The 21703-nt window shown below is 55.2% G+C and carries 20 protein-coding genes and 1 pseudogene; 6 read left to right on the top strand and 15 right to left on the bottom strand.

The features are described 5' to 3' along the window. Window positions 1–6: 6 nt before the first annotated feature. The 3 genes from carA to L466_RS02335 form a co-directional block, all read right to left on the bottom strand. The gene (gene carA / locus L466_RS02345) at window positions 7–1155 is read right to left on the bottom strand and encodes a glutamine-hydrolyzing carbamoyl-phosphate synthase small subunit (protein WP_020882556.1); all 1149 of its coding nucleotides are present in this window, start codon (window positions 1153–1155) and stop codon (window positions 7–9) included. 454 nt (window positions 1156–1609) lie between these two features. Beyond that, complete coding sequence (dapB, locus tag L466_RS02340) at window positions 1610–2431, bottom strand: 4-hydroxy-tetrahydrodipicolinate reductase (RefSeq protein WP_032681679.1); 822 nt, start codon at window positions 2429–2431, stop codon at window positions 1610–1612. 133 nt (window positions 2432–2564) lie between these two features. Then, a complete protein-coding gene (locus L466_RS02335) occupies window positions 2565–3572 on the bottom strand; it encodes a LacI family DNA-binding transcriptional regulator (protein ID WP_020882554.1) in 1008 nt (335 codons plus the stop codon). A 188-nt stretch (window positions 3573–3760) separates the two neighbouring features. Here L466_RS02335 and L466_RS02330 point away from each other — a divergent pair, with 188 nt between their 5' ends. Genes L466_RS02330 through L466_RS02310 form a run of 5 tightly spaced genes read left to right on the top strand, consistent with a single transcriptional unit; the run spans window position 3761 to window position 8064 of the window. Further along, entirely contained in the window at window positions 3761–5503 is a 1743-nt protein-coding gene (locus L466_RS02330) for a class I mannose-6-phosphate isomerase (protein WP_032681680.1), read from the top strand. A 2-nt stretch (window positions 5504–5505) separates the two neighbouring features. Continuing rightward, window positions 5506–5934 (top strand): PTS sugar transporter subunit IIA, encoded by a 429-nt coding sequence (locus tag L466_RS02325; RefSeq protein ID WP_032681681.1) that lies wholly within the window; start codon window positions 5506–5508, stop codon window positions 5932–5934. A gap of 9 nt (window positions 5935–5943) precedes the next feature. Next, on the top strand, window positions 5944–6438 hold the full coding sequence (locus tag L466_RS02320; RefSeq protein WP_020882551.1) for a PTS sugar transporter subunit IIB: 495 nt from the start codon (window positions 5944–5946) through the stop codon (window positions 6436–6438). A 10-nt stretch (window positions 6439–6448) separates the two neighbouring features. Continuing rightward, on the top strand, window positions 6449–7246 hold the full coding sequence (locus L466_RS02315; RefSeq protein WP_025205460.1) for a PTS mannose/fructose/sorbose/N-acetylgalactosamine transporter subunit IIC: 798 nt from the start codon (window positions 6449–6451) through the stop codon (window positions 7244–7246). Next, a complete protein-coding gene (locus tag L466_RS02310) occupies window positions 7246–8064 on the top strand; it encodes a PTS system mannose/fructose/sorbose family transporter subunit IID (protein ID WP_032681682.1) in 819 nt (272 codons plus the stop codon). The genes L466_RS02315 and L466_RS02310 overlap by 1 nt, the downstream gene beginning before the upstream one ends. A 26-nt stretch (window positions 8065–8090) precedes the next feature. Here L466_RS02310 and L466_RS02305 read toward each other — a convergent pair whose 3' ends face one another. The 8 genes and pseudogenes from L466_RS02305 to L466_RS24065 all read right to left on the bottom strand — a co-directional run bounded on the left by L466_RS02305 (window position 8091) and on the right by L466_RS24065 (window position 15576). Further along, window positions 8091–8861 (bottom strand): glucose-6-phosphate isomerase family protein, encoded by a 771-nt coding sequence (locus L466_RS02305; protein ID WP_032681683.1) that lies wholly within the window; start codon window positions 8859–8861, stop codon window positions 8091–8093. Further along, on the bottom strand, window positions 8854–9408 hold the full coding sequence (locus L466_RS02300) for a glucose-6-phosphate isomerase family protein (RefSeq protein ID WP_032681684.1): 555 nt from the start codon (window positions 9406–9408) through the stop codon (window positions 8854–8856). The genes L466_RS02305 and L466_RS02300 overlap by 8 nt, the downstream gene beginning before the upstream one ends. A gap of 158 nt (window positions 9409–9566) precedes the next feature. After that, entirely contained in the window at window positions 9567–10517 is a 951-nt protein-coding gene (ispH, locus tag L466_RS02295) for a 4-hydroxy-3-methylbut-2-enyl diphosphate reductase (protein ID WP_025205467.1), read from the bottom strand. Between the two features lies 1 nt (window position 10518). Beyond that, on the bottom strand, window positions 10519–10968 hold the full coding sequence (gene fkpB, locus L466_RS02290) for an FKBP-type peptidyl-prolyl cis-trans isomerase (RefSeq protein ID WP_020882546.1): 450 nt from the start codon (window positions 10966–10968) through the stop codon (window positions 10519–10521). Between the two features lie 92 nt (window positions 10969–11060). Further along, entirely contained in the window at window positions 11061–11561 is a 501-nt protein-coding gene (gene lspA / locus L466_RS02285; protein WP_020882545.1) for a signal peptidase II, read from the bottom strand. Then, window positions 11561–14377 carry an isoleucine--tRNA ligase gene (gene ileS / locus L466_RS02280; protein ID WP_032681685.1) on the bottom strand — a complete coding sequence of 939 codons (2817 nt, stop codon included), beginning with the start codon at window positions 14375–14377 and terminating at the stop codon, window positions 11561–11563. The genes lspA and ileS overlap by 1 nt, the downstream gene beginning before the upstream one ends. 34 nt (window positions 14378–14411) lie before the next feature. Continuing rightward, a complete protein-coding gene (gene ribF, locus L466_RS02275; RefSeq protein WP_014168574.1) occupies window positions 14412–15350 on the bottom strand; it encodes a bifunctional riboflavin kinase/FAD synthetase in 939 nt (312 codons plus the stop codon). A gap of 7 nt (window positions 15351–15357) precedes the next feature. Further along, window positions 15358–15576 (bottom strand): annotated as a pseudogene (locus tag L466_RS24065) (DUF2575 domain-containing protein). A 102-nt stretch (window positions 15577–15678) separates the two neighbouring features. Here L466_RS24065 and rpsT point away from each other — a divergent pair. Next, the gene (gene rpsT, locus L466_RS02270; protein WP_008502037.1) at window positions 15679–15942 is read left to right on the top strand and encodes a 30S ribosomal protein S20; all 264 of its coding nucleotides are present in this window, start codon (window positions 15679–15681) and stop codon (window positions 15940–15942) included. Window positions 15943–16001: 59 nt separating this feature from the next. Here rpsT and nhaR read toward each other — a convergent pair whose 3' ends face one another. The 4 genes from nhaR to dnaK form a co-directional block, all read right to left on the bottom strand. After that, the gene (gene nhaR / locus L466_RS02265; protein ID WP_014168572.1) at window positions 16002–16901 is read right to left on the bottom strand and encodes a transcriptional activator NhaR; all 900 of its coding nucleotides are present in this window, start codon (window positions 16899–16901) and stop codon (window positions 16002–16004) included. A gap of 57 nt (window positions 16902–16958) precedes the next feature. Continuing rightward, complete coding sequence (gene nhaA, locus L466_RS02260) at window positions 16959–18134, bottom strand: Na+/H+ antiporter NhaA (protein WP_014168571.1); 1176 nt, start codon at window positions 18132–18134, stop codon at window positions 16959–16961. 182 nt (window positions 18135–18316) lie between these two features. Next, a complete protein-coding gene (gene dnaJ, locus L466_RS02255) occupies window positions 18317–19462 on the bottom strand; it encodes a molecular chaperone DnaJ (protein WP_020882543.1) in 1146 nt (381 codons plus the stop codon). An 87-nt stretch (window positions 19463–19549) separates the two neighbouring features. Continuing rightward, window positions 19550–21463, bottom strand: coding sequence for a molecular chaperone DnaK (dnaK, locus tag L466_RS02250; protein ID WP_014168568.1), 1914 nt, complete (start codon window positions 21461–21463; stop codon window positions 19550–19552). Window positions 21464–21703: the final 240 nt, after the last annotated feature.

The following is a 21703-nucleotide window of genomic DNA, read 5'->3' on the forward strand; positions in this document are numbered from 1 at the left end:
TCCTGATTATTTAGCGGTCTTACGGTATTGCTCAATAAGTTCGATGAAGTGATCGAACAGCGGCGCGGCATCGTGCGGGCCCGGGCTGGCTTCAGGGTGGCCCTGGAAGCTGAACGCTGGCTTATCGGTACGATGAATCCCCTGCAGGGTGCCATCGAAAAGAGACTTGTGGGTCACGCGCAGGTTAGCAGGCATTGACGCCTCATCCACTGCGAAGCCGTGGTTCTGTGCCGTAATCATTACCGTGTTGTTATCGATATCTTTCACCGGGTGGTTCCCACCGTGGTGACCGAACTTCATCTTCACGGTGTTAGCACCGCTCGCCAGCGCCAGCAGCTGATGACCCAGGCAGATGCCGAATACCGGGATATCGGTTTCCAGGAAGGATTTGATGGCGTCGATAGCGTAATCGCACGGTGCCGGGTCGCCAGGACCGTTGGACAGGAAGATACCGTCCGGATTCATCTTCAGTACCTCTTCAGCAGAGGTTTTCGCCGGGACGACCGTCAGGCGGCAGCCGCGGTCGACCAGCATACGCAGGATGTTGCGCTTGGCACCAAAATCGTACGCCACCACGTGGAATGGCAGGTCGCTCTCTTTTTTCGCTTCCGGCAGGTCTCCCGCCAGCGTCCAGCTTCCCTGCGTCCAGCTGTAGGCTTCTGCTGTGGTCACTTCTTTCGCCAGGTCCATGCCGTTCAGACCCGGGAAAGCTTTCGCTTTTTCCAGCGCCAGGGCTGCATCGAGGTTATCTCCTGCGATGATACAACCGTTTTGTGCACCCTTCTCGCGCAGCAGACGCGTCAGCTTACGGGTATCGATATCAGCAATCGCCACGATGTTATGGCGCTTCAGGTAGGAAGAGAGGTCCTCGGTATTGCGGTAGTTGCTGGCAATCAGCGGCAGGTCGCGAATGACCAGGCCTTGCGCATGTACCTGAGAGGATTCTTCGTCAGCAGCATTGGTGCCGACATTGCCGATATGAGGATAAGTAAGAGTAACGATTTGGCGAGAATAGGAAGGATCAGTGAGGATTTCTTGATAACCGGTCATTGAAGTATTGAAAACGACTTCCCCAACCGCCGAACCCGTTGCCCCTATGGCCCGACCGATAAACTGGGTTCCGTCTTCCAGAACCAATAGCGCTGACTTAATCAAAACACCCTCCAGAGAATATTCACTCACTTTATTTGCATATTAATTCATAACCGCGTCATGAATCAATGCAAATGTGTTGCCAGCGGATTTTTGGCAAACGGCGGCATTCTGGGGATTTGGTGGCTAAAAGTCAACTTAAAACGGAGATTTGTCATATTCTTTTGCGAGCCTGAGAGAGCCAGGAGAGCTTAAGCGGCAAAAAGATCAGGTAAATCACTGCGGAAAACGCTTGCGCGGCAAGTTTAATGGGAAAGACCGCTTCGTGGCATCAAAAAGTGGACCAGACGGTCAAAATTTACATTCAGATAACACAAAACACGTGGAAGAGATTAACTTTAGTGTGCAAATTAATAAAATTACTATGAAACACATAAAATAAAAGGGCAATAAAATATTGCCCTATGCAATCAAAGCATTACGACTGCAATAACCACATCACGATGGATAATAACGGTTACAAATTGTTGAGATCGAGCACATCTCGCATATCAAAAAGACCCTCTTTCTTGCCTTTTAACCACAAGGCGGAGCGTACAGCGCCATTTGCAAACGTCATCCGGCTGGATGCCTTATGCGTAATCTCGACGCGTTCCCCAATATCGGCGAACATCGCCGTATGTTCGCCGACGATATCGCCCGCGCGGACGGTAGCAAAACCAATCGTGCCGGGAACACGTTCACCGGTGTGCCCTTCACGGGTGTAGACCGCGCAGTCTTTCAAATCTTTATCCAGTGCATGAGCAATCGCTTCCCCCATCGCCAGCGCCGTACCGGATGGCGCGTCGACTTTATAACGATGGTGCGCTTCAACAATCTCAATGTCGGTATAACTGCCCATGACCTTCGCTGCCTTCTCCAGCAGCTTCAGCATGACGTTCACCCCCACGCTAAAGTTTGCGGCGAAGACAATCGCAATCTCGTGTGAGGCATCCTGAATGGCCTGCTTCCCGGCATCATCAAAACCGGTGGTGCCGATCACCATTCCTTTACCGTGCTGACGGCAAAATGCCAGATGCGTGAGCGTGCCTTCCGGACGGGTAAAATCGATGAACACATCAAAGTCATCTTTTACCGCCTCCAGGCTGCTCTGCACGGTAACGCCTGTCTTACCCGCGCCCGCCAGCTCACCCGCGTCAGCGCCAAGCAACGATGAGCCGTCACGCTCCAGCGCCGCGCCCAGTGCCACGCCATCCATCTGTAGTGCCGCCTGAATCAGCTGGCGACCCATACGTCCACCCGCGCCCGCAATGGCGACACGGATCTGTGCATCATGCATAGTTATTCTCTTACGTTAAAATGATGTAAACCGTTTTCAGATTAACCAGCCTTTGCAGATGCTGCCAACTGAAAACGACGATAATTAGAATTTAATGATAAACAGGAAGAAATATCAGCAAAAGGCATAATCTTCAGCGAAAACCGCACGATTCGCGGACCACCAGCGCGGGCGGTAAAATAATGCGTTTCGCCGGCTCCCGGTTCCCCTGTATCCGGCTGAAAAGCAACTCGCCGGCCTTACGTCCTATCTCCTTCGCGGCAACGGAGACGGTAGTCAGTGCAGGCTGTACCAGCCCGGCCTCGGTAATATCGTCAAAGCCCACCAGGGCAAAATGGCGTCCCGGCTCGCGTCCCATTTTGCGTAAACACTGCATAACGCCAAGGGCAACAATGTCCTGGTAACACACTGCCGCGGTAATCTGCGGATGGTTCATCAACAACGCTTCCGCCACGCGCGCGCCATCACTCTGGCTTGCCTGTGAGGTGACGATCCATTCGGGATTCGGCGTCACACCATACTCCAGTAATTTACTGGTAAATCCGCCGATACGCTGAGCGCGAGACCCCGAATTCAGGCTACCGCCGATAAAGGCAATCTGACGATGCCCCATCCTCAGAAGATGCTCTGTCGCCATTTGGGTGCCAAGGAAGTTATCGGTTCCCACAAAATCAAAGTCCGGATCGTTTAGCGGTCGCACGACCATAATTGCCGGAATATTGCGTCGCTTAAGACCATCGAAAAAGGCCTGCGGGGTTTCTCGCGCGGCACACAGCACCATGCCACAGACGTTGTTACGCATCAGCGAATCCACAAACTTTTGCTGTCGCTCGGACGACTCTTCGCTGTTTGCCAGAAACAGCAGAAGGTCGTGGCGTTCCATCTCATGGCTTAGACCTGCCGTCATTTCGCCATAAAATGGGTTCGTGATGTCATGCAACAGGAGCCCCACCTGATTACTGCTGCGGTTTCGCAGGTTGGCTGCCGTCTGATTGTAAACATAGCCCGATTCATCCAGCGCCTGAAGTACGCGCTCCCGGGTCCGTTGCGAGATCCGCCCTTTATTACACAGCACCATTGATACGGTGGCGGTTGAAACCCCGGCGCGTTTTGCCACATCAGCCAGCGTGATACCCGTCATGATCGCTCCTTGTCGTTCACATCAGATTAATCGAATAACCTCAATTTTGCACTTTTGCGCGTGAGCCTCTTCACATAATGGCCGCCTTTTCGCCACTTATCGCCAGAACTGGCGGGTTAATCGCGTTAATCACCCTTCCCAAACAAGGTTAATCGAATAACCTTAAGCAACGAAGACGGAGAGAAAAGATGGCAACTTACGATAAAATCCCGGAAGTCGCAGTAGAGGGGTATGACGATTGTGCCTGGCAGGGCTGGGACGCGATTGTGCGCGAGCTTACCCACAGAGCGGGTCAATATACACGCACCGTGCTGGTCATTGACTGCTACCCCGGCGTCAGGCTGGAGGAACTGGAGACAAAACTACTGCCAGCATTGGGGGCTACGCTGACGCTCAATGCCGAACAGATGCGTCTCGACGAACACGCTTTAAGCCGGTTGCTGGCCCGACATCTCACTGACGACCGCGTCTTCGGCGTGCTCTCCTGCCACCAGCTCGAGGAATTCATTGACCCGGTGAAACGCGAGGCGTTGCAGGCGCAGGTCGAACTGTGCCGCGAAGGGATAATCGTTATTTACGGGCCCGGTTCCGCACTGGTTAATGCAGGCGATATTCTGGTCTACGCCGATTTACCGCGCTGGGAGATCCAGCAGCGCATGCGCAGCGGTGAACTGGCTAACTGGGGCGCAGCGAACCAACACGAGGATATTCTGCGTCGCTATAAACGCGCCTTTTTCATCGAGTGGCGCGTATTCGATCGTCACAAAACCCCGCTGCTACGGCGTACTGATTATCTCCTGGATACCACCCAGGCGGATAATCCGGCGATGGTCGGCGGCGATGCGCTGCGCGCCGGGTTGCAACACACCACCCAACGTCCTTTTCGTGTAGTGCCCTTTTTCGACCCCGGCGTCTGGGGCGGACAATGGATGAAACAGAAATTCGATCTCGATCCCTCTGCGCCTAACTACGCATGGTGTTTTGACTGCGTGCCCGAGGAAAACAGCCTGTTGCTTCGTTACGGCGCGGTGCGGATCGAGATCCCCTCTCAGGATTTGGTGCTGCTGCACCCCCGGGCGCTGCTGGGTGAAAAAGTGCATGCCCGTTTTGGCGCGGAATTTCCCATCCGCTTTGACCTGCTTGATACCTTCGGCGGGCAGAACCTGAGTTTTCAGGTGCATCCGACCACGGAGTACATACAGCAGCATTTTGGTATGCATTACACCCAGGATGAGAGCTATTACATCCTTGAGGCAGAGCCAGGGGCTCAGGTGTATCTGGGGACCCGAACGGGTACCCGGCCCGAAGCGATGATGGACGACCTCAGACGGGCCAGCCGCGGTGAAAAGCCGTTCGACGACGCCCGCTTCGTCAATCATCTTGCGGCGAACAAGCACGATCATTTTTTGATCCCCGCCGGTACGGTTCACTGTTCTGGAGCAGGAACCGTGGTACTTGAGATCAGCGCCACGCCTTACATTTTCACCTTCAAGCTCTGGGACTGGGGACGACTGGGAATGGATGGGCAGCCCCGCCCGGTTCATCTGGCGCATGGCGAAAAGGTGATCGACTGGCAACGCGATACGAAGTGGGTCGAACAGCATCTTGTGAATCAGTGTGAACCCCTCGGCGAAGGCACCGGCTGGCGCGAAGAGCGGACCGGGCTTCACGAACGTGAATTCATCGAAACGCGTCGCCACTGGTTCAGTGAACCGGTGACGCACTCCCCCCACGGAGGCGTGAATGTCCTTAATCTTGTTGAAGGTGAAGAGGCGACGGTAGACAGCCCCGGCGGCGCATTCGCCCCGTTCGTCGTGCACTACGCAGAAACGTTTATCGTCCCCGCTGACGCAGGCGAATACCGTATTTCTCCGTCAGGGCCGAGCTGCGGTAAATCCATTGCCACCATTAAAGCCTGGGTAAGAGGTTAACCATGATTCACATTATTGTGGCGACACACGGCCCGCTGGCCACCGCCCTGCTGGAAAGCGGAAAAATGGTGTATGGCGATCTTCCTCATCGACAGGCGGTATGTCTGAACGCACAGGCTGGCATAGCGGGGTTTCGCCGTGATTTCGCTGCGGCATACCACCGCGCAGATGCGGGCGCAGACGGCATCGTCGTCCTGTGCGATATGCAGAGCGGAACGCCCTGGAATGTGGCCTGCGAATACGCGTTTAATCCCCAGACGCACCCGCCGGTCGCCGTGGTGGCAGGAGTCAACTTCCCCATGCTCTTGCTCACCGACGACATCCTGATGGCCCGGGATGTCCATGCCGCCGCCGCGCAGCTCATCGAATTAACGCAGCCCACCCTGGTTCAGGCAAAACGGGTGGAATCCGCCCAGAACGACGATTTCTAAGGAGCTTATATGAGCATTTCGTTTGTACGTATTGACGACCGGGTGATCCACGGGCAGCTCGTCACACGCTGGGCCAAAGAGCTGCCCTGTGATGGCATCGTGGCAATTGACGATGCCGTCGCGGCCGATCCGCTGCTCTCGTCGGTAATGAAAGGCGCGGTGTCAGATACCAGAGTGTGGCTGTTCGATACCCTGACCGCCATCGAAAAGCTGCCGAAAGTGATTGCCAGCGATAAGCGTTACTTCGTGATTGGCAAATCGCCTGTCACCCTGCAACGCCTTGAACAGGCAGGCATAAGCCTGAAGAACGGCAATGGCAAAATTAACGTCGGGCCAATGAGTGCCCGCGCCAACACCATCACCATTGGCCCTAATCAGTCCGTAACGCCAGAGGAGGCAGCAGCCTTTGACTGGCTGACTGAACAGGGGCATGCCATTGAGTTTCGTCTGGTGCCCGATGCCAGTTTTTACAGCTGGCAGGACGCCCGGCAAAAACTGAAATAAGGAGCGCATGATGATTTTCGAAGCTTCTCTCATCGGTCTGCTTTGCTATCTCGGTGCACTCAGTAGTCCCTGGCTGTTTGGCCTGACGGGCGGCTGGTATCTCATCTCCCGCCCGCTGGTTTCGGGGATGCTGGTGGGCCTGATTCTGGGCGACGTTAAAACCGGGATCATGATTGGTGTGGCGGTGCAGGCCGTTTATATCGCGATGGTCACCCCCGGCGGTTCAATGCCTGCCGACCTCAATTTTGTCGCTTATCCCGCTATCGCACTGGGGATTCTGTCGGGCAAAGGGCCAGAGGTGGCCGTGGCGCTGGCGGCGACCATTGGCATTGCCGGAACGATCCTGTTTAACGCCATGATGGTATTGAACTCGTTCTGGAACCACCGCGCCGACGTGGCGCTTGAGCTCGGTGATGAGCGCGGAATTTATCTTAACAGCGCGGTCTGGCCGCAGGTGATGAACTTTGTTCTGCGCTTTGTGCCGACGTTTATCGCCGTCTATTTTGGCGCGCAGTACATCAGCGGGTTTATGGACAGTCTGCCCGGCATCGTGCTTTCGACCATGAACGTGCTGGGGGGCATCTTACCGGCCGTTGGGATCGCCATCCTGCTTAAGCAGATCATCAAAAGCTACAGCATGCTGATCTACTTCCTGGTGGGCTTCATATGCATTGTGTTCCTGAAGCTCAACATGGTGGCACTGGTGATTGTGGGCGCCCTGCTGGCGTTAATTCATTACAACTATAAGCCGGAAGCGCCGCAGGCTGTCACGCCGGGTAGGCCCGCCGACGATGAGGATGAATTCTGATGGAAGACCGTAAACTGACCCGACAAGATCTGCGCCGCTGCTGGCGAGCGTGGATGATGCATAACCTCTCTTCGATGAGCTTCGAGCGTCTGGAATCGTTCGGCTTCTGTCTGAGCATGTTACCGGTCGCCAAAAAACTCTACCCGAATGCCGCCCAGCGCACCGAGATGCTGCGCCGCCACGCCTCGTTTTACAACACGGAGCCGCAGATCGGTGCCATCGTAAACGGTATGGCGCTTGGGCTGGAAGAGAAAAAAGCCAACGGCGAGCCCATTGATGGCGAAACGATCAATACCCTGAAGGTGGGGCTGATGGGGCCAATCGCGGGGATTGGTGACTCAATGATCCCCGGCATGCTGATCCCCATTTTGCTGAGCATCGGTATGGCGCTTGCCGCCGGAGGAAATGTTCTTGGCCCGTTGTTCTACACCGTCGCCTGGCTGGCCATCATTATCCCGGGATCCTGGTTTCTGTTTCTGAAAGGCTACCAGATGGGCTCAGGATCGGTCGAGATGCTGGTGAGCAGCAAGTCAACGCGACTGCGCGAAGCTTTGTCTCTGCTGGGTGTATTTGTGATGGGCGGCGTGGCGGCAAGCTACGTTAAGCTGGGCACCGGGCTGGAATTTATCACCCGTGACGGGGTTAACATCCATGTTCAGCAGATGCTTGACGGTATCTTCCCGCAGCTATTACCGCTTCTGGTGGTTCTGGGCACCTGGTATCTGATGGCAAAACGTGGCGTCTCCCCGGTCAGGGCCATGATTGTGCTGCTTGCGCTGGCGGCGCTGGGCGTCGCGTCAGGTCTGTTTGCCGGATAAGACAGCCGGGGCAATGCCCCGGTTTTTTATGGGTGGAAGTTATGCCACAGTTCGGCCACTTTATCCGGGCGAGAGATAAACTGAAAGCGAGCAGGATCGGCAATAAATTGCGTATAGACAGGCTCATCCGTCAGGCCGAATTCGCTGTAGCGACGCGGTGTGATCATCTGTAGCCGCCCCGGCAGATAATGCGTGTTGTGCTGCCAGATGATATGGCTCCCCTGCAGCAGCGGATACCAGGCCAGTCCTTTACGCGCCCGCACGGCTTCATATTCAAAACCATATTCCCTGTCGCACCACGCACCGAAGGTCAGCGGTTCATCCGGCGAGGCAGAGATAGTGGCATGCCCCCAGCCAGGCGGAACCAGCACCTTTTCACCCGGCCCGGCCAGTACGGCGAAACAGCGCCCGGGATCGTCCGCAACATACTCCTGCATATAGATAATGGCGCGCCCCTGCCAGATTTCATACAGCTCGGGCGGAGACCAGCCGCTGTGACGGCTTTTACGGTGAACATGCCCCTGGCTGCGGATCGGCTCTTCACCCAGCGTTCCCGTCGCGTAGGTCACGACCCCAAACAGCAGCATGCGTTTTTTCAGCTCCTGCCGGTCTGCCAGACGGGCGACATCCATCGCAATAGCATAAACGTCTTCCGGCCCTGAGCAGTCAGGATCCCGTAACGACGCGCGGATCTCATCAAGCGTACGGATCTCTGGCATCGGGCCAGTGACGTCCTCACCGTAGCTGAACCCCAGCGGGTGTCGGGTGATGGTCATGTCCAGCCCAAAGTTATCCATTCTGAACCTCCCAGCCACCGTCAGTGGCCAATACCCGCACGGCAAAACCGTGGGGTAACGCGGCATAGTCGTGTCCGGCGACGGCGGGCCAGACCGCGAGTGAAGAGAGCGTGGTCTCACCGGTATTGATTAAACGGTGGGCGGTAAAAGGCGCAATAATATGGACGGATCCCGGCATCACGCACTCCAGACGGGTTTCGCCGGATGTCGTCTGGAGTAAAAGCAGGCCACTTCCCCGCAGTCCAAAATAGACTTCGCCCTGTTCACGACGTTGATGAAAATGGCCGCGGGTCATAAAGAATTCCCGGCCGATTTTACCTGCATGTAAATGGGTAACGCCGACAAACAACGCCCCTTCCTGTGCAGGCGATTCCAGCATTTCGACGTCATACACCGTCTGATGCGGATCGCATTGTGCCCAGGCGTCTCGATCGGCAAACAAACCATTGAGATCGGCAAGGCGTGTGGATTTAAGAATAAGTGCGCCGCGGGCAAGTGTACCACTGGCCCAGGCCACCAGAGGCGGCAGGATAATATCTGAAGTCATCGTCTTCTCCGGCCCGAGGAGAACAACCCGCCCAGCATAACAATTTAAACGATTAACCTGCGCATCAAAGGCGCAATGTGTCAGGTGAATCACAGTTAATCAGCAATAAAAATGCCGGCCACTGACGTGGCCGGCATTCGGGTCATGCGCGAGGAAACTTACTCGACTTCGCGTGCGTCGATACGCAGCTCTTTCGGGACCTCGAAAACAATATTCTCTTCGCGTCCTTCCAGCGGGACCGCTTCGCCGCCGCCCAGTTCCTGCAGACGGGAAATCACGTTCTGCACCAGGATATCAGGTGCCGAGGCGCCGGCGGTTACCCCGACACAGGCCATGTTTTTCACCCACGCTTCCTGGATATCGCTGGAATCATCAATCAGATAGGCCGCTTTCCCCATTCGCTGCGCAAGTTCAGCCAGACGGTTGGAGTTAGAGGAGTTTTTCGAACCGACAACCAGCACCACGTCCGCCTGTTCAGCCAGAGCACGCACCGCTTCCTGGCGATTGGTGGTGGCGTAGCAAATGTCGTCCTTACGCGGGCCGACGATTTTCGGGAAGCGCTGACGCAGGGCGTCAATCACGTCCGACGTATCGTCAACGGAGAGCGTCGTCTGGGTCATAAACGAGAGACGCGTTTCATTTTTGACGTTCAGCGTAAACACATCTTCCGGCGACTCCACCAGGTACATCCCCCCTTCCGGGTTGCTGTACTGGCCCATGGTACCTTCGACTTCCGGGTGGCCGGCATGGCCAATCAGGATCGACTCTTCACCACGACGGCTGGCGCGCGCCACTTCCATATGCACTTTGGTCACTAATGGGCAGGTGGCGTCGAACACGGTCAGATCGCGGCTTTTCGCTTCGTTACGCACCGCTTGAGAAACCCCGTGTGCGGAGAAAATCAGGATCGCGCCGTCAGGCACTTCGCTGATCTGCTCAATGAAGATCGCGCCACGCTCGCGCAGGCTGTCGACGACATAACGGTTATGCACCACTTCGTGACGCACATAAATCGGCGCGCCGTAAATCTCGAGCGCGTTTTCAACAATGCTGATAGCGCGGTCTACACCGGCGCAAAAGCCGCGCGGGTTAGCCAACAGGATCTGCATTTCAGGCCTCCAGTACCGGATCGATCTCCAGCACTTCAATATCAAAATGGACGGTGCGCCCGGCAAGCGGATGGTTGAAGTCAACGGTGATGGAGTCACCATTGATTTCGCGGATCACGCCAGGCATTTCGCTGCCATCCATAGCGGTAAAGAGCATGATCGCCCCGATTTCCGGCTCACCTGCATCCATAAACTCGCGGCGCGAGAAGTACTGAACAAGGTCCGGGCTTGGCACGCCAAACGCGGCATCCGGCTCCAGCGAAAATGCCTTTTTCTCGCCTTCTTTCAGGCCAAGCAGCTGTTGCTCAAGACCTTCAGACAGGGAGGTGTCGCCGAGACGAAACAGGGCGGGTTTGCCGTTATTGCGGGTGGATTCAGCCGTGGAGCCATCATCCAGTTTCAGCGTGAAATGAACGAGAACCGCGCTGTTGCTCTGTACGGATTTAGACATGCAAATTGCTCGCTTGTTTTGACCCACCGGTAAGAGACGGCAGGCCAGACATTCTGTAGGCCGGGGGCGCATGCGCCACCCGGCATTTACATTTAAGCCTGTTTCTTCGCGGCCGCGTTCGGCAAGAAGCCTTCCAGCACGATTAACGCCGCGCCGATGCAAATTGCGCTGTCGGCGAGGTTAAAGGTCGCGAAGTGCCAGTCGCCGACATAGAAGTCGATCATATCGACCACAAAGCCGTGCCACAGGCGATCAAACAGGTTGCCCAGCGCGCCACCGATAATCAGCGCATAGGCGATGTTATTTAGCTTTTGTGTTGCCTTCGAACGGTACATCAGCAGCGATAGCACCACACAGATACCGATAGCGATACCTGCAAAGAACCAGCGCTGCCAGCCACCGCTGTCAGCAAGGAAACTAAACGCCGCACCGTAGTTACGTGCGTAATGCAGGTTAAGCGACGGGAACAGCGACACCGTCTCCCCCAGAGCAAAATTCTGGAGGATCAGGAACTTGCTGCCCAGATCGATAATCAGCACTACCACCACCAGCCACAGCCAGCGCAGTCCTGTTGAACAGAGAGTTTTACTCATCAGGCAAACTTACGTTTCTCGCCGTCACCGGCGACGTTGCTGACACAGCGTCCGCAGATATCTGCGTGTTCCGCCACCTGGCCGACATCAGTGGTGTAATGCCAGCAACGCGGGCATTTATCACCTTCGGCTTTGCTCAGTGCGACTTTCAGTCCTTTGAGCAGTTCGCTCTGCTGTGCATCAGCAGACGCCTGGGCATAATCCGCAACTTTCGCACCGGAGGTCAACAGGACAAATCGTAATTCATCGCCCAGCGCCGTCAGTTTCGCCGCCAGCTCTGGCTCGGCGTACAGGGTAACTGCCGCTTCCAGCGAGCCGCCGACTTTCTTGTCAGCACGCGCCTGCTCGATAACCTTGTTCACTTCGCCACGCACTTTCAGCAGATCGTCCCAGAAGGCATCGTTCATCGCTTCGGTGCTGGAGAGATCGAACAGACCTTCATACCACTCGCCGGTGAAGACATACTTCTCACGGTCGCCTGGCAGGTAACCCCAGATTTCATCTGCGGTGAAGGACATGATCGGTGCCATCCAGCGAACCAGCGCTTCTGCGATGTGGAACAGCGCAGTCTGGCAGCTACGACGCGCCACGCTGTCCGCTTTCGCGGTGTACTGGCGGTCTTTGATGATGTCGAGGTAGAACGAGCCCATCTCGATGGAGCAGAAGCGCATCAGGCGCTGCACCACTTCGTGGAAATCGTAAGATTCGTAAGCCTTCAGGATATCTTCCTGTGCCGCTTTCGCGCAGCCTACCGCCCAGCGATCCAGCACCACCATCTCTTCCGGTTTCACCATATCTTTTACCGGATCGAACCCGTTCAGGTTCGCCAGCAGGAAGCGCGCGGTGTTACGGATACGACGATAGCTGTCGGCAGCACGTTTCAGGATCTCGTCCGACACCGCCATTTCGCCGGTATAGTCGGTAGAAGCAACCCACAGACGCAGAATGTCCGCGCCCAGTTTGTTCATCACGTCCTGCGGAGAGACGGTGTTACCGATCGATTTAGACATCTTACGGCCCTGACCATCCACGGTGAAACCGTGGGTCAGCACCTGGCGATACGGTGCTTTACCTTTCATGGCGGTGGAAATCATCAGCGATGACATGAACCAGCCACGGTGTTGGTCAGAACCTTCCAGGTACATATCTGCCGCGTGGCCGGAAAATTCCGGACGCACGTCAACAACAGACGCGTGCGTTGAACCGGAGTCAAACCACACGTCCAGGGTATCAGGCACTTTCTCGTAGTTGTCTGCATCAGCGCCCAGGATGTCGCGGGAATCGAGATCCCACCATGCCTGAATGCCGTCAACTTCAACACGCTTCGCGACTTCTTCCATCAGCGCCAGGGTGTTCGGGTGCAGTTCCTGTGTCTCTTTGTGCACGAACAGAGACATTGGCACGCCCCAGGTACGCTGACGGGAGATACACCAGTCAGGACGGTTAGCGACCATGGATTCGATACGCGCCTGACCCCAGTCCGGGATCCACTGCACGCCTTTGATCTCTTTCAGGGACTGCTCGCGCAGGCCTTTCTGATCCATGCTGATGAACCACTGTGGGGTCGCACGGAAGATGATCGGAGATTTGTGACGCCAGCAGCACGGATAGCTGTGCTGCATTTTCTCAACGTGCAGCAGCGCGCCGCTGGTGCGCAGCATATCAACGATGATGTCGTTCGCTTTGAAGACGTTGATACCGTCCAGCGCCGGGTAGGTGCCTGGCAGGTAAGAACCATCAGGACCCACCGGGTTCGCGATTTCAAGACCGTATTTCAGGCTGATGCTGTAGTCGTCAGGACCGTGGCCACCGGCGGTATGTACCGCACCGGTACCCGCATCCAGCGTCACGTGATCGCCCAGAATCGCCGGCACATCGAAGTCCAGGAACGGGTGTTTGAAGCGCATCAGCTCCAGCGCGTCACCTTTCACGGTGCCCAGCACGGTGTAGTCGGCGATGTTCGCGCGTTTCAGCACGCTTTCGACCAGATCTTTCGCCAGGATCAGCGCCTGACCGTCAACCTGCACCAGCGCGTACTCGAACTCACCGGACAGGGAGATCGCGCGGTTTGCTGGCAGTGTCCACGGGGTGGTGGTCCAGATAACCAGCGAGATGGTGCCATTGACAGAGGTCACGCCAAATTTGGCTTTCACCGCCTCCTGATCGACCGCGTGGAAGGCCACGTCGATAGACGGAGAGGTTTTGTCGTAATACTCCACTTCCGCTTCTGCCAGCGCAGAACGGCAGTCCACGCACCAGTGCACCGGCTTCGCGCCTTTGTGCAGATGGCCGTTACCGATGATTTTACCCAGCGCACGGATGATGTTGGCTTCGGTTTTGAAGTCCATGGTCAGGTACGGACGTGACCAGTCACCCAGCACGCCCAGGCGGATAAAGTCCTGACGCTGACCGTCAACCTGCGTAGCCGCGTATTCGCGACATTTTGCGCGGAATTCTGCTGCGGTGAACTTCTCACCCGGCTTACCAAACTCTTGCTCAACTTTCAGTTCAATTGGCAGACCATGGCAGTCCCAGCCCGGAACGTAAGGCGAGTCATATCCCGCGAGGCCTTTGGACTTCACGATAATGTCTTTCAGAATCTTGTTTACAGAGTGACCAATATGAATGCTGCCATTCGCATATGGAGGGCCATCATGCAGAATGAAGGTTTTTTTGCCTTTTTTGGCTGCACGGATGATGCCGTACAGGTCATCATCGGTCCAACGCGCCAGCATTCCCGGTTCGCGCTTGGCGAGATCGCCGCGCATCGGGAACCCTGTTTCCGGCAAATTCAGGGTTGATTTATAGTCACTCATCAGATTCTCGGTTCCGTATTTTTCACGTAGGCATTTAAGCCGGGTTTACTCGCCCAAAAAACTCGCGGGCCGTTAATTCATCTCGCGCGATTTGCGCCTTTAGTTCATCCAGCGAAGCAAATCGCTGCTCATTGCGTATTTTTTTACGCAGTATCACATCTATATGGCGACCATAAAGGTCCATTACAACGTCCAGCAGGTGCACTTCTAATTGTTGACGGACACCGGCGACTGTAGGACGTGTGCCAATATTGGCGACACCGAAATACGGTTTATCGCCCAGACCAGCCACTTCCACCGCATATACCCCTTTAACCGGGGAGACCTGACGACGTAGCGGTATATTCGCCGTCGGGAAACCTATGGTGCGGCCCAGCGCATCGCCATGAACCACACGGCCTGAAATGCTAAACGGATGTCCCAGCAGCGTTTCCGCCGTATCCAGTTCATCGTTGGCCAGCGCTTGACGCACCGCAGTGCTGCTAACCCGGACGCCGCCTTCGCAAAAGGTCATTGCGCTGGTGACATCAAAGCCGTACTCGAGGCCAGCCTTCTGTAATAGCAAGAAATCGCCCTGACGACCAGCGCCAAAGCGGAAATCATCACCCACGGCCAGAAACTGCACGCCAAGGCGCCTGACCAGCAGGTCACTGACGAAATTTTGTGCTGTGAGCGCGGCAAAGCGGCGATCGAAACGCACGCACAATACGTAGTCCACCCCGGACTCTGCAAGGTAGCGCAACTTCTCGCGCAGGCGAGTGAGGCGAGCCGGTGATTTATCGCCGGCAAACAGCTCCAGCGGCTGCGGCTCAAAAATCATCACTACAACGGGCAGGCCACGCGCCTCCCCTTCTTTACGCAATCCCTGCAGCAGCGCCTGATGACCACGATGCACGCCGTCGAAATTACCAATGGTCAGCACGCACCCGTGCGGTGCTCTGCTGAGATTATGTATGCCGCGTATCAGCTTCATGTCTGGCTCAAAACAGTGAAAATCGCCAAAGTATACCTTGTACAGCGGTTAAGGTTAACCGGCGATTGTTCGCGCAAAACAGAAAGCCGTAATGATTTCATCAGGCTGACCTTTCACAGCAAAAAAATCTGCCCGTGAACTGCGTTTTTTGTGCCGAAAAGCTGTATTCACGAGCGACAAGCTGGTAGAATCCTGCGCCATCACTACGTAACGTAGCGTCGCCAATCAACGGCGCTTATTTGCACAAATCCATTGACAAAAGAAGGTATAGAGGGCATATTCCTCGGCCTTTGAATTGTCCACATAGATCATATTTGGGAGTTGGACCTTGGCTAATATCAAATCAGCTAAGAAACGTGCTATCCAGTCTGAAAAGGCTCGTAAGCACAATGCAAGCCGTCGCTCTATGATGCGTACTTTCATCAAGAAAGTATACGCAGCTATCGAAGCTGGCGACAAAGCTGCTGCGCAGAACGCATTTAATGAAATGCAACCAATCGTGGATCGTCAGGCTGCTAAAGGTCTGATCCACAAAAACAAAGCAGCGCGTCATAAAGCAAACCTGACCGCGCAGATCAACAAACTGGCTTAATCGCCACTTGTTGTTGCTTGTTTTAAAAGAACCCGCTTAACGCGGGTTTTTTTATATCTTCAGATTGCCGGTGGCGTAAACAGCGCCGAGTAGTCGCGGTTACAGATGCGCTGTACCGCCGGATGTTGAATCATCCTTTCTGCAAATATCGCGTGATACTCCTCCATCACGTTATCGACCCGGCCAATCTCCGTAATCTTGTTATCTGAATAGAGATCGTGCACGTACAGTGTCGGTGCAACGAAGATGGCGTTATGCGCCTCACCAAAGGCTTTCATTAGCGCAGCATCATCAAACTCGCCGAGGATCTCCACCTTCAGTCCCTGAGAGTTAAACCAGTTCAGCAGTTTGCGCCCAAGCATGGAGCGCCGGCCTGGCACCAGCAAACGACGCTCCTCCAGACAGGCAGGAAACGGTTTTTCCGGCGGCGGGTTAATGCACCAGAAGCTGACCCCGCATTCGCCAATCTTCACAGAGAACAGCCCTTCCTGCTGCGTAGAGTCGATCGGGCAGTCCGAGATAATCATATCCAGCTTATGCTGGCTCAGCTGCTCCAGCAGCATCTCGTGCGTGGACTCAAAACAGCGCAGATGGATTTGCTCATCTTCGACCACCGCCGCATCCAGCACGCCGCTGACCAGCCGTTTTGACAACGCATCCGCCACGCCGACGTCAAAGAGCAGGTTTGACTCTTTGCGGTAGTTAACGATATCCAGCATCTCCTGGCTTAAGGTGAACATTTTATCCGCATAGCGGAAAACCAGTTCGCCCAGCTCACTTGGCTCAATCCCACGGCCCTTGCGCTTAAAGAGCTTGCCCTGTAGCCGCTCTTCCAGCGCCTTGATTTGCCCGGTGATGGTCTGCGGCGTCAGGTAGAGCGCCTCTGCCGCCCCCACGACCGAGCCCTGCTTATAGACGTGCCAGAAGTAGTAAAGGTGGTTGTAATTCAAATGAGACATCGTGTCTTCGCTCCCTGATCGTGTAGCGGGAGAAGGTGTTCTTCTCCCGGTTTCCTGTTATGCCTGAACGACCGGTCCGGACAGTTTGACCTTCAATAAGGTATAGCCAGTGACTGCGGCCAGTAACGATCCGATAAGGATGCCCAGCTTCGCCCAGACGATAAGCTCAGGCGCATGGGCACCAAAAGCCAGCGTTGAGATAAAGATCGACATGGTAAACCCAATGCCGCACAGCACGCCCACCGCCATGATCTGCTTAAACGTGGTACCGTGCGGCAGTGACGCCAGCTTCAGCTTCAGCGCCAGCCAGCAGAACAGGCTAATGCCCAGCGGCTTACCAATAAACAGTCCGGCAATAATGCCCAGCGGCAACATTGAGGTCAGTCCCTCAAGGGTTACCCCTTCCAGCGAAACGCCTGCATTAGCGAAAGCAAACAGCGGCAGGATCATAAAGGCGACCCACGGGTGCAGTACATGCTCCAGCTGTTTAGCAGGCGATTTCCCCTCCTGCGGCTTAAGCGGAACGAAGAAGCCGACGATGACCCCGGCGAGCGTAGCGTGCACGCCTGATTTCAGTACCGCGGTCCACAGCACCATCCCCACCAGCACGTAGATCCCGATGCGGCGCACGTTGCAAATGTTCAACAGCGCCAGTACCGCAATCGCTCCTGCGGCAACGCTCAACGACAGGATCGACAGGTCGCTGGTGTAGAACAGCGCAATAATGACAATCGCGCCCAGGTCATCAATGATCGCCAGCGCCATCAGGAAGATTTTCAGTGCCACCGGCACGCGGCTTCCCAGTAAGGCCAGCACACCCAGGGCAAACGCGATATCCGTTGCTGCCGGAATAGCCCAGCCATGACGCGATACCGGATCCTGCCAGGTGAACGCCAGGAAGAGCAACGCCGGAATGACCATCCCCCCGAATGCGGCAATCACCGGGAACGCGGCACGCTGACGGCTGGCAAGCGAGCCCAGGACCAGCTCACGCTTAACCTCCAGCCCTACCAGCAAGAAAAACACGGCCATCAGTGCATCGTTGATCCACAGCAGCATGTTCTTGTTAATTTCCAGCGCCCCGACTTTCAGCTCGACGGGAGTTTCCAGAAACGCGTGGTAAAAGTCGCGTGTGAAACCCATATTGGCCAGCGCCATCGCGGCCGCAGCGGCAATAATCAGGATGATGCCGCCTGATGCTTCACTGCTAAAAAAACGGTGTATTAATTTCACGTAGGCTCTCTCTTACAGCAATACTTCGGTAAAACCATAATACCAGGCCAAACAGCTCGGCAAAAGCAGATTAATGTTGAGTATATATTCAGTTTTACCGAATGATAGCCATGAGGACAGCTACAAAAAGAAAAAGCCCGAAATCGCTTCCGGGCTTTTTGAGATGAACACCAGCTAACGGATCAGCGGGTCAAATCGTCGAAGAATTTTTTGACGCCATCGAAGAAGCTTTTGGAGCGCGGGCTGTTTTTCTCACCCGTCGGGCCGCCAAAACTTTCCTGCAGCTCTTTCAGCAGCTGTTTCTGCTTGTCGTTCAGGCCAACCGGGGTTTCAACCACCACGCGGCACAGCAGGTCGCCCTGCGCACCACCGCGAACGGATTTAACACCTTTACCACGCATGCGGAACAGCTTGCCGGTCTGGGTTTCGCCTGGAACCTTCAGATTGACGCGACCATCAAGCGTTGGCACTTCAATTTCGCCACCGAGTGCCGCCATGGCGAAGTTGATGGGCACTTCACAGTACAGGTTGTTGCCTTCACGCTCAAAGATGGCGTGCTGCTTGACCTGAACCTGAACGTACAGATCGCCTGCCGGTGCACCGTGCTCGCCGGCCTCACCTTCACCTGCCAGACGGATACGGTCGCCCGTGTCCACGCCTGCCGGGATTTTAACGGACAGCGTCTTGGTTTTCTCAACGCGACCATGACCGTGGCATTTTGTGCAGGGGTCTTTAATCAGCGTACCGCGACCATGACAGTGCGGACACGCCTGCTGCACGGCGAAGAAGCCCTGACGCATCTGCACCTGACCGGAACCGTGACAGGTTGGACAGGTTTGCGGCTGGGTGCCTGCTTTCGCGCCGCTGCCGTGGCAAACGTCACACTCTTCCAGCGTCGGAATACGGATCTCTTTGGTGACGCCACGTACGGCCTCTTCCAGCGTCAGATCCATGTTGTAGCGCAGGTCGGCGCCGCGCGCCGCGCGCTGACGGCCACGACCGCCGCCAAAAATGTCGCCGAAAACATCGCCAAAGATATCGCTGAAGTCAGCGCCGCCGCCAAAGCCGCCGCCACCGAATCCACCGCCGCCCATGCCGCCTTGTTCGAAGGCTGCGTGGCCGTACTGGTCATAGGCCGCACGTTTCTGTGCATCGGTCAGGACTTCGTAGGCTTCTTTGATCTCTTTAAATTTGGCTTCAGCCTCTTTGTCACCCTGGTTGCGATCCGGGTGGAATTTCATGGCCAGGCGCTTATACGCCTTTTTGATTTCACGCTCTTCCGCAGTTTTCGGAACGCCTAAAATCTCGTAATAGTCTTGCTTTGCCATTGGTTTTTTTAAGCCCCTTAACATGCGAGCACGGGCGTGGAGAGTTCTCCTACGCCCGTGCCGATTAATTACCCTGCATCAGGGCGATTATTTTTTGTCTTTCACTTCTTCGAACTCAGCGTCGACAACGTCGTCGTCTTTCGCGTTGTTCTGAGAAGCGTCAGCGCCAGCCTGCTGTTGGGCGTGCTGCTGCTGAGCGATTTCCATCAGCTTCTGAGAAGCCTGTGCCAGCTCCTGCATCTTCGCTTCGATATCCGCTTTATCTTCGCCTTTCAGAGACGTTTCCAGCGCGCTCAGTGCAGCTTCGATAGCCGTTTTGTCTTCAGCTGGCAGTTTATCGCCGGCTTCTTCAACCTGCTTACGGGTGCTGTGCAGCAGATGGTCGCCCTGGTTACGGGTCTGAACCAGCTCTTCGAACTTACGGTCAGATTCCGCGTTCGCTTCTGCTTCACGAACCATTTTCTGGATCTCTTCTTCGTTCAGACCGGAAGAGGCCTTAATGGTGATCTTCTGCTCTTTACCGCTGTTTTTGTCTTTCGCGGAAACGTGCAGGATACCGTCAGCATCGATATCGAAGGTTACTTCGATCTGCGGCATACCGCGTGGCGCCGGGTTGATGCCATCCAGGTTGAACTGACCCAGTGACTTGTTATCCGCCGCACGCTTACGCTCACCCTGCAGCACATGGATGGTTACTGCAGACTGGTTGTCTTCAGCAGTAGAGAACACCTGGCTGTGCTTAGTAGGGATAGTGGTGTTTTTGGTGATAAGCGCCGTCATTACACCGCCCATGGTTTCGATACCCAGAGACAGCGGGGTAACGTCCAGCAGCAGAACGTCTTTCACATCACCCGTCAACACACCACCCTGAACGGCAGCACCGATAGCCACTGCTTCGTCCGGGTTAACGTCTTTACGTGGCTCTTTACCAAAGAATTCAGCCACTTTCTTCTGAACCATTGGCATACGGGTCTGGCCACCGACGAGGATAACGTCGTTGATATCAGACACGGACAGGCCAGCATCCTGCAGAGCAACTTTCAGTGGCTCGATGGAACGGTTCACCAGGTCTTCTACCAGGCTTTCCAGTTTCGCACGGGTCACTTTAATGTTCATGTGTTTAGGACCGGTCGCGTCTGCAGTGATATACGGCAGGTTCACGTCGGTCTGCTGAGCGGAAGACAGTTCGATCTTCGCTTTCTCAGCGGCTTCTTTCAGGCGCTGCATTGCCAGCGGGTCGTTACGCAGGTCAATGCCCTGATCTTTCTTGAACTCGTCAACGAGGTAGTTGATCAGACGGGTATCGAAGTCTTCACCACCCAGGTGGGTATCACCGTTGGTTGCCAGAACTTCGAAGGTTTTTTCGCCATCAACTTCGTCGATTTCGATAATAGAGATATCGAAAGTACCACCACCCAGGTCGTAAACCGCGATAGTACGGTTGCCAACTTCTTTATCCAGACCGTAAGCCAGTGCCGCTGCGGTTGGTTCGTTGATGATACGTTTTACTTCCAGACCTGCGATACGGCCAGCATCTTTCGTTGCCTGACGCTGAGCATCGTTGAAGTAAGCAGGAACGGTGATAACAGCTTCAGTTACCGGTTCACCCAGGTAATCTTCTGCGGTTTTCTTCATTTTTTTCAGCACTTCAGCAGAGATCTGCGGTGGTGCCGTTTTGGTGCCTTTCACATCAAGCCATGCATCGCCGTTATCTGCTGCGATGATTTTGTAAGGCATGATAGAAACGTCACGCTGAACTTCTTCGTCCTGGAAGCGGCGGCCAATCAGGCGTTTAATCGCAAACAGGGTATTTTGCGGGTTTGTCACTGCCTGACGTTTAGCCGGCTGACCAACCAGAGTTTCACCATCCTGGGTATAAGCAATGATAGAAGGCGTGGTGCGATCGCCCTCGGCGTTCTCCAGCACGCGTGCGGTAGTGCCATCCATAATCGCTACACAAGAGTTGGTAGTACCCAGGTCGATACCAATAATTTTACCCATCTAAACGTCTCCACTTAAAATTCAGTCAACATGTGGTTGTGTACCTGTAATAAGGGCAGAACGTGCTTTTTCAACTGCCCACAATTGATTTTTTTCAGGTCCACACACTGCGGTTGACTACAAGATGGGGTCGCGCCAGCGTCCATCAAGGGGGAACGGTAAAAAAAATTTTTAATTTCACCCTGATGAGATCATAGACGGCATTGATTGCGCCCATTATGATGCCGCGCCCCGTCAGGG

Origin of the sequence: Enterobacter sp. BIDMC 30 (genome assembly GCF_000534355.1) — a bacterium.
In the GTDB taxonomy this organism is placed as follows: domain Bacteria; phylum Pseudomonadota; class Gammaproteobacteria; order Enterobacterales; family Enterobacteriaceae; genus Enterobacter; species Enterobacter ludwigii.

What these genes read in the sequence shown, in the direction of transcription:
- dapB (WP_032681679.1), bottom strand. Translation starts at nt 2,431, where the DNA reads ATGCATGATGCACAGATCCGTGTCGCCATTGCGGGCGCGGGTGGACGT.
- L466_RS02335 (WP_020882554.1), bottom strand. Translation starts at nt 3,572, where the DNA reads ATGACGGGTATCACGCTGGCTGATGTGGCAAAACGCGCCGGGGTTTCA.
- L466_RS02330 (WP_032681680.1), top strand. Translation starts at nt 3,761, where the DNA reads ATGGCAACTTACGATAAAATCCCGGAAGTCGCAGTAGAGGGGTATGAC.
- L466_RS02325 (WP_032681681.1), top strand. Translation starts at nt 5,506, where the DNA reads ATGATTCACATTATTGTGGCGACACACGGCCCGCTGGCCACCGCCCTG.
- L466_RS02320 (WP_020882551.1), top strand. Translation starts at nt 5,944, where the DNA reads ATGAGCATTTCGTTTGTACGTATTGACGACCGGGTGATCCACGGGCAG.
- L466_RS02315 (WP_025205460.1), top strand. Translation starts at nt 6,449, where the DNA reads ATGATTTTCGAAGCTTCTCTCATCGGTCTGCTTTGCTATCTCGGTGCA.
- L466_RS02310 (WP_032681682.1), top strand. Translation starts at nt 7,246, where the DNA reads ATGGAAGACCGTAAACTGACCCGACAAGATCTGCGCCGCTGCTGGCGA.
- L466_RS02305 (WP_032681683.1), bottom strand. Translation starts at nt 8,861, where the DNA reads ATGGATAACTTTGGGCTGGACATGACCATCACCCGACACCCGCTGGGG.
- L466_RS02300 (WP_032681684.1), bottom strand. Translation starts at nt 9,408, where the DNA reads ATGACTTCAGATATTATCCTGCCGCCTCTGGTGGCCTGGGCCAGTGGT.
- ispH (WP_025205467.1), bottom strand. Translation starts at nt 10,517, where the DNA reads ATGCAGATCCTGTTGGCTAACCCGCGCGGCTTTTGCGCCGGTGTAGAC.
- fkpB (WP_020882546.1), bottom strand. Translation starts at nt 10,968, where the DNA reads ATGTCTAAATCCGTACAGAGCAACAGCGCGGTTCTCGTTCATTTCACG.
- lspA (WP_020882545.1), bottom strand. Translation starts at nt 11,561, where the DNA reads ATGAGTAAAACTCTCTGTTCAACAGGACTGCGCTGGCTGTGGCTGGTG.
- ileS (WP_032681685.1), bottom strand. Translation starts at nt 14,377, where the DNA reads ATGAGTGACTATAAATCAACCCTGAATTTGCCGGAAACAGGGTTCCCG.
- ribF (WP_014168574.1), bottom strand. Translation starts at nt 15,350, where the DNA reads ATGAAGCTGATACGCGGCATACATAATCTCAGCAGAGCACCGCACGGG.
- nhaR (WP_014168572.1), bottom strand. Translation starts at nt 16,901, where the DNA reads ATGTCTCATTTGAATTACAACCACCTTTACTACTTCTGGCACGTCTAT.
- dnaJ (WP_020882543.1), bottom strand. Translation starts at nt 19,462, where the DNA reads ATGGCAAAGCAAGACTATTACGAGATTTTAGGCGTTCCGAAAACTGCG.
- dnaK (WP_014168568.1), bottom strand. Translation starts at nt 21,463, where the DNA reads ATGGGTAAAATTATTGGTATCGACCTGGGTACTACCAACTCTTGTGTA.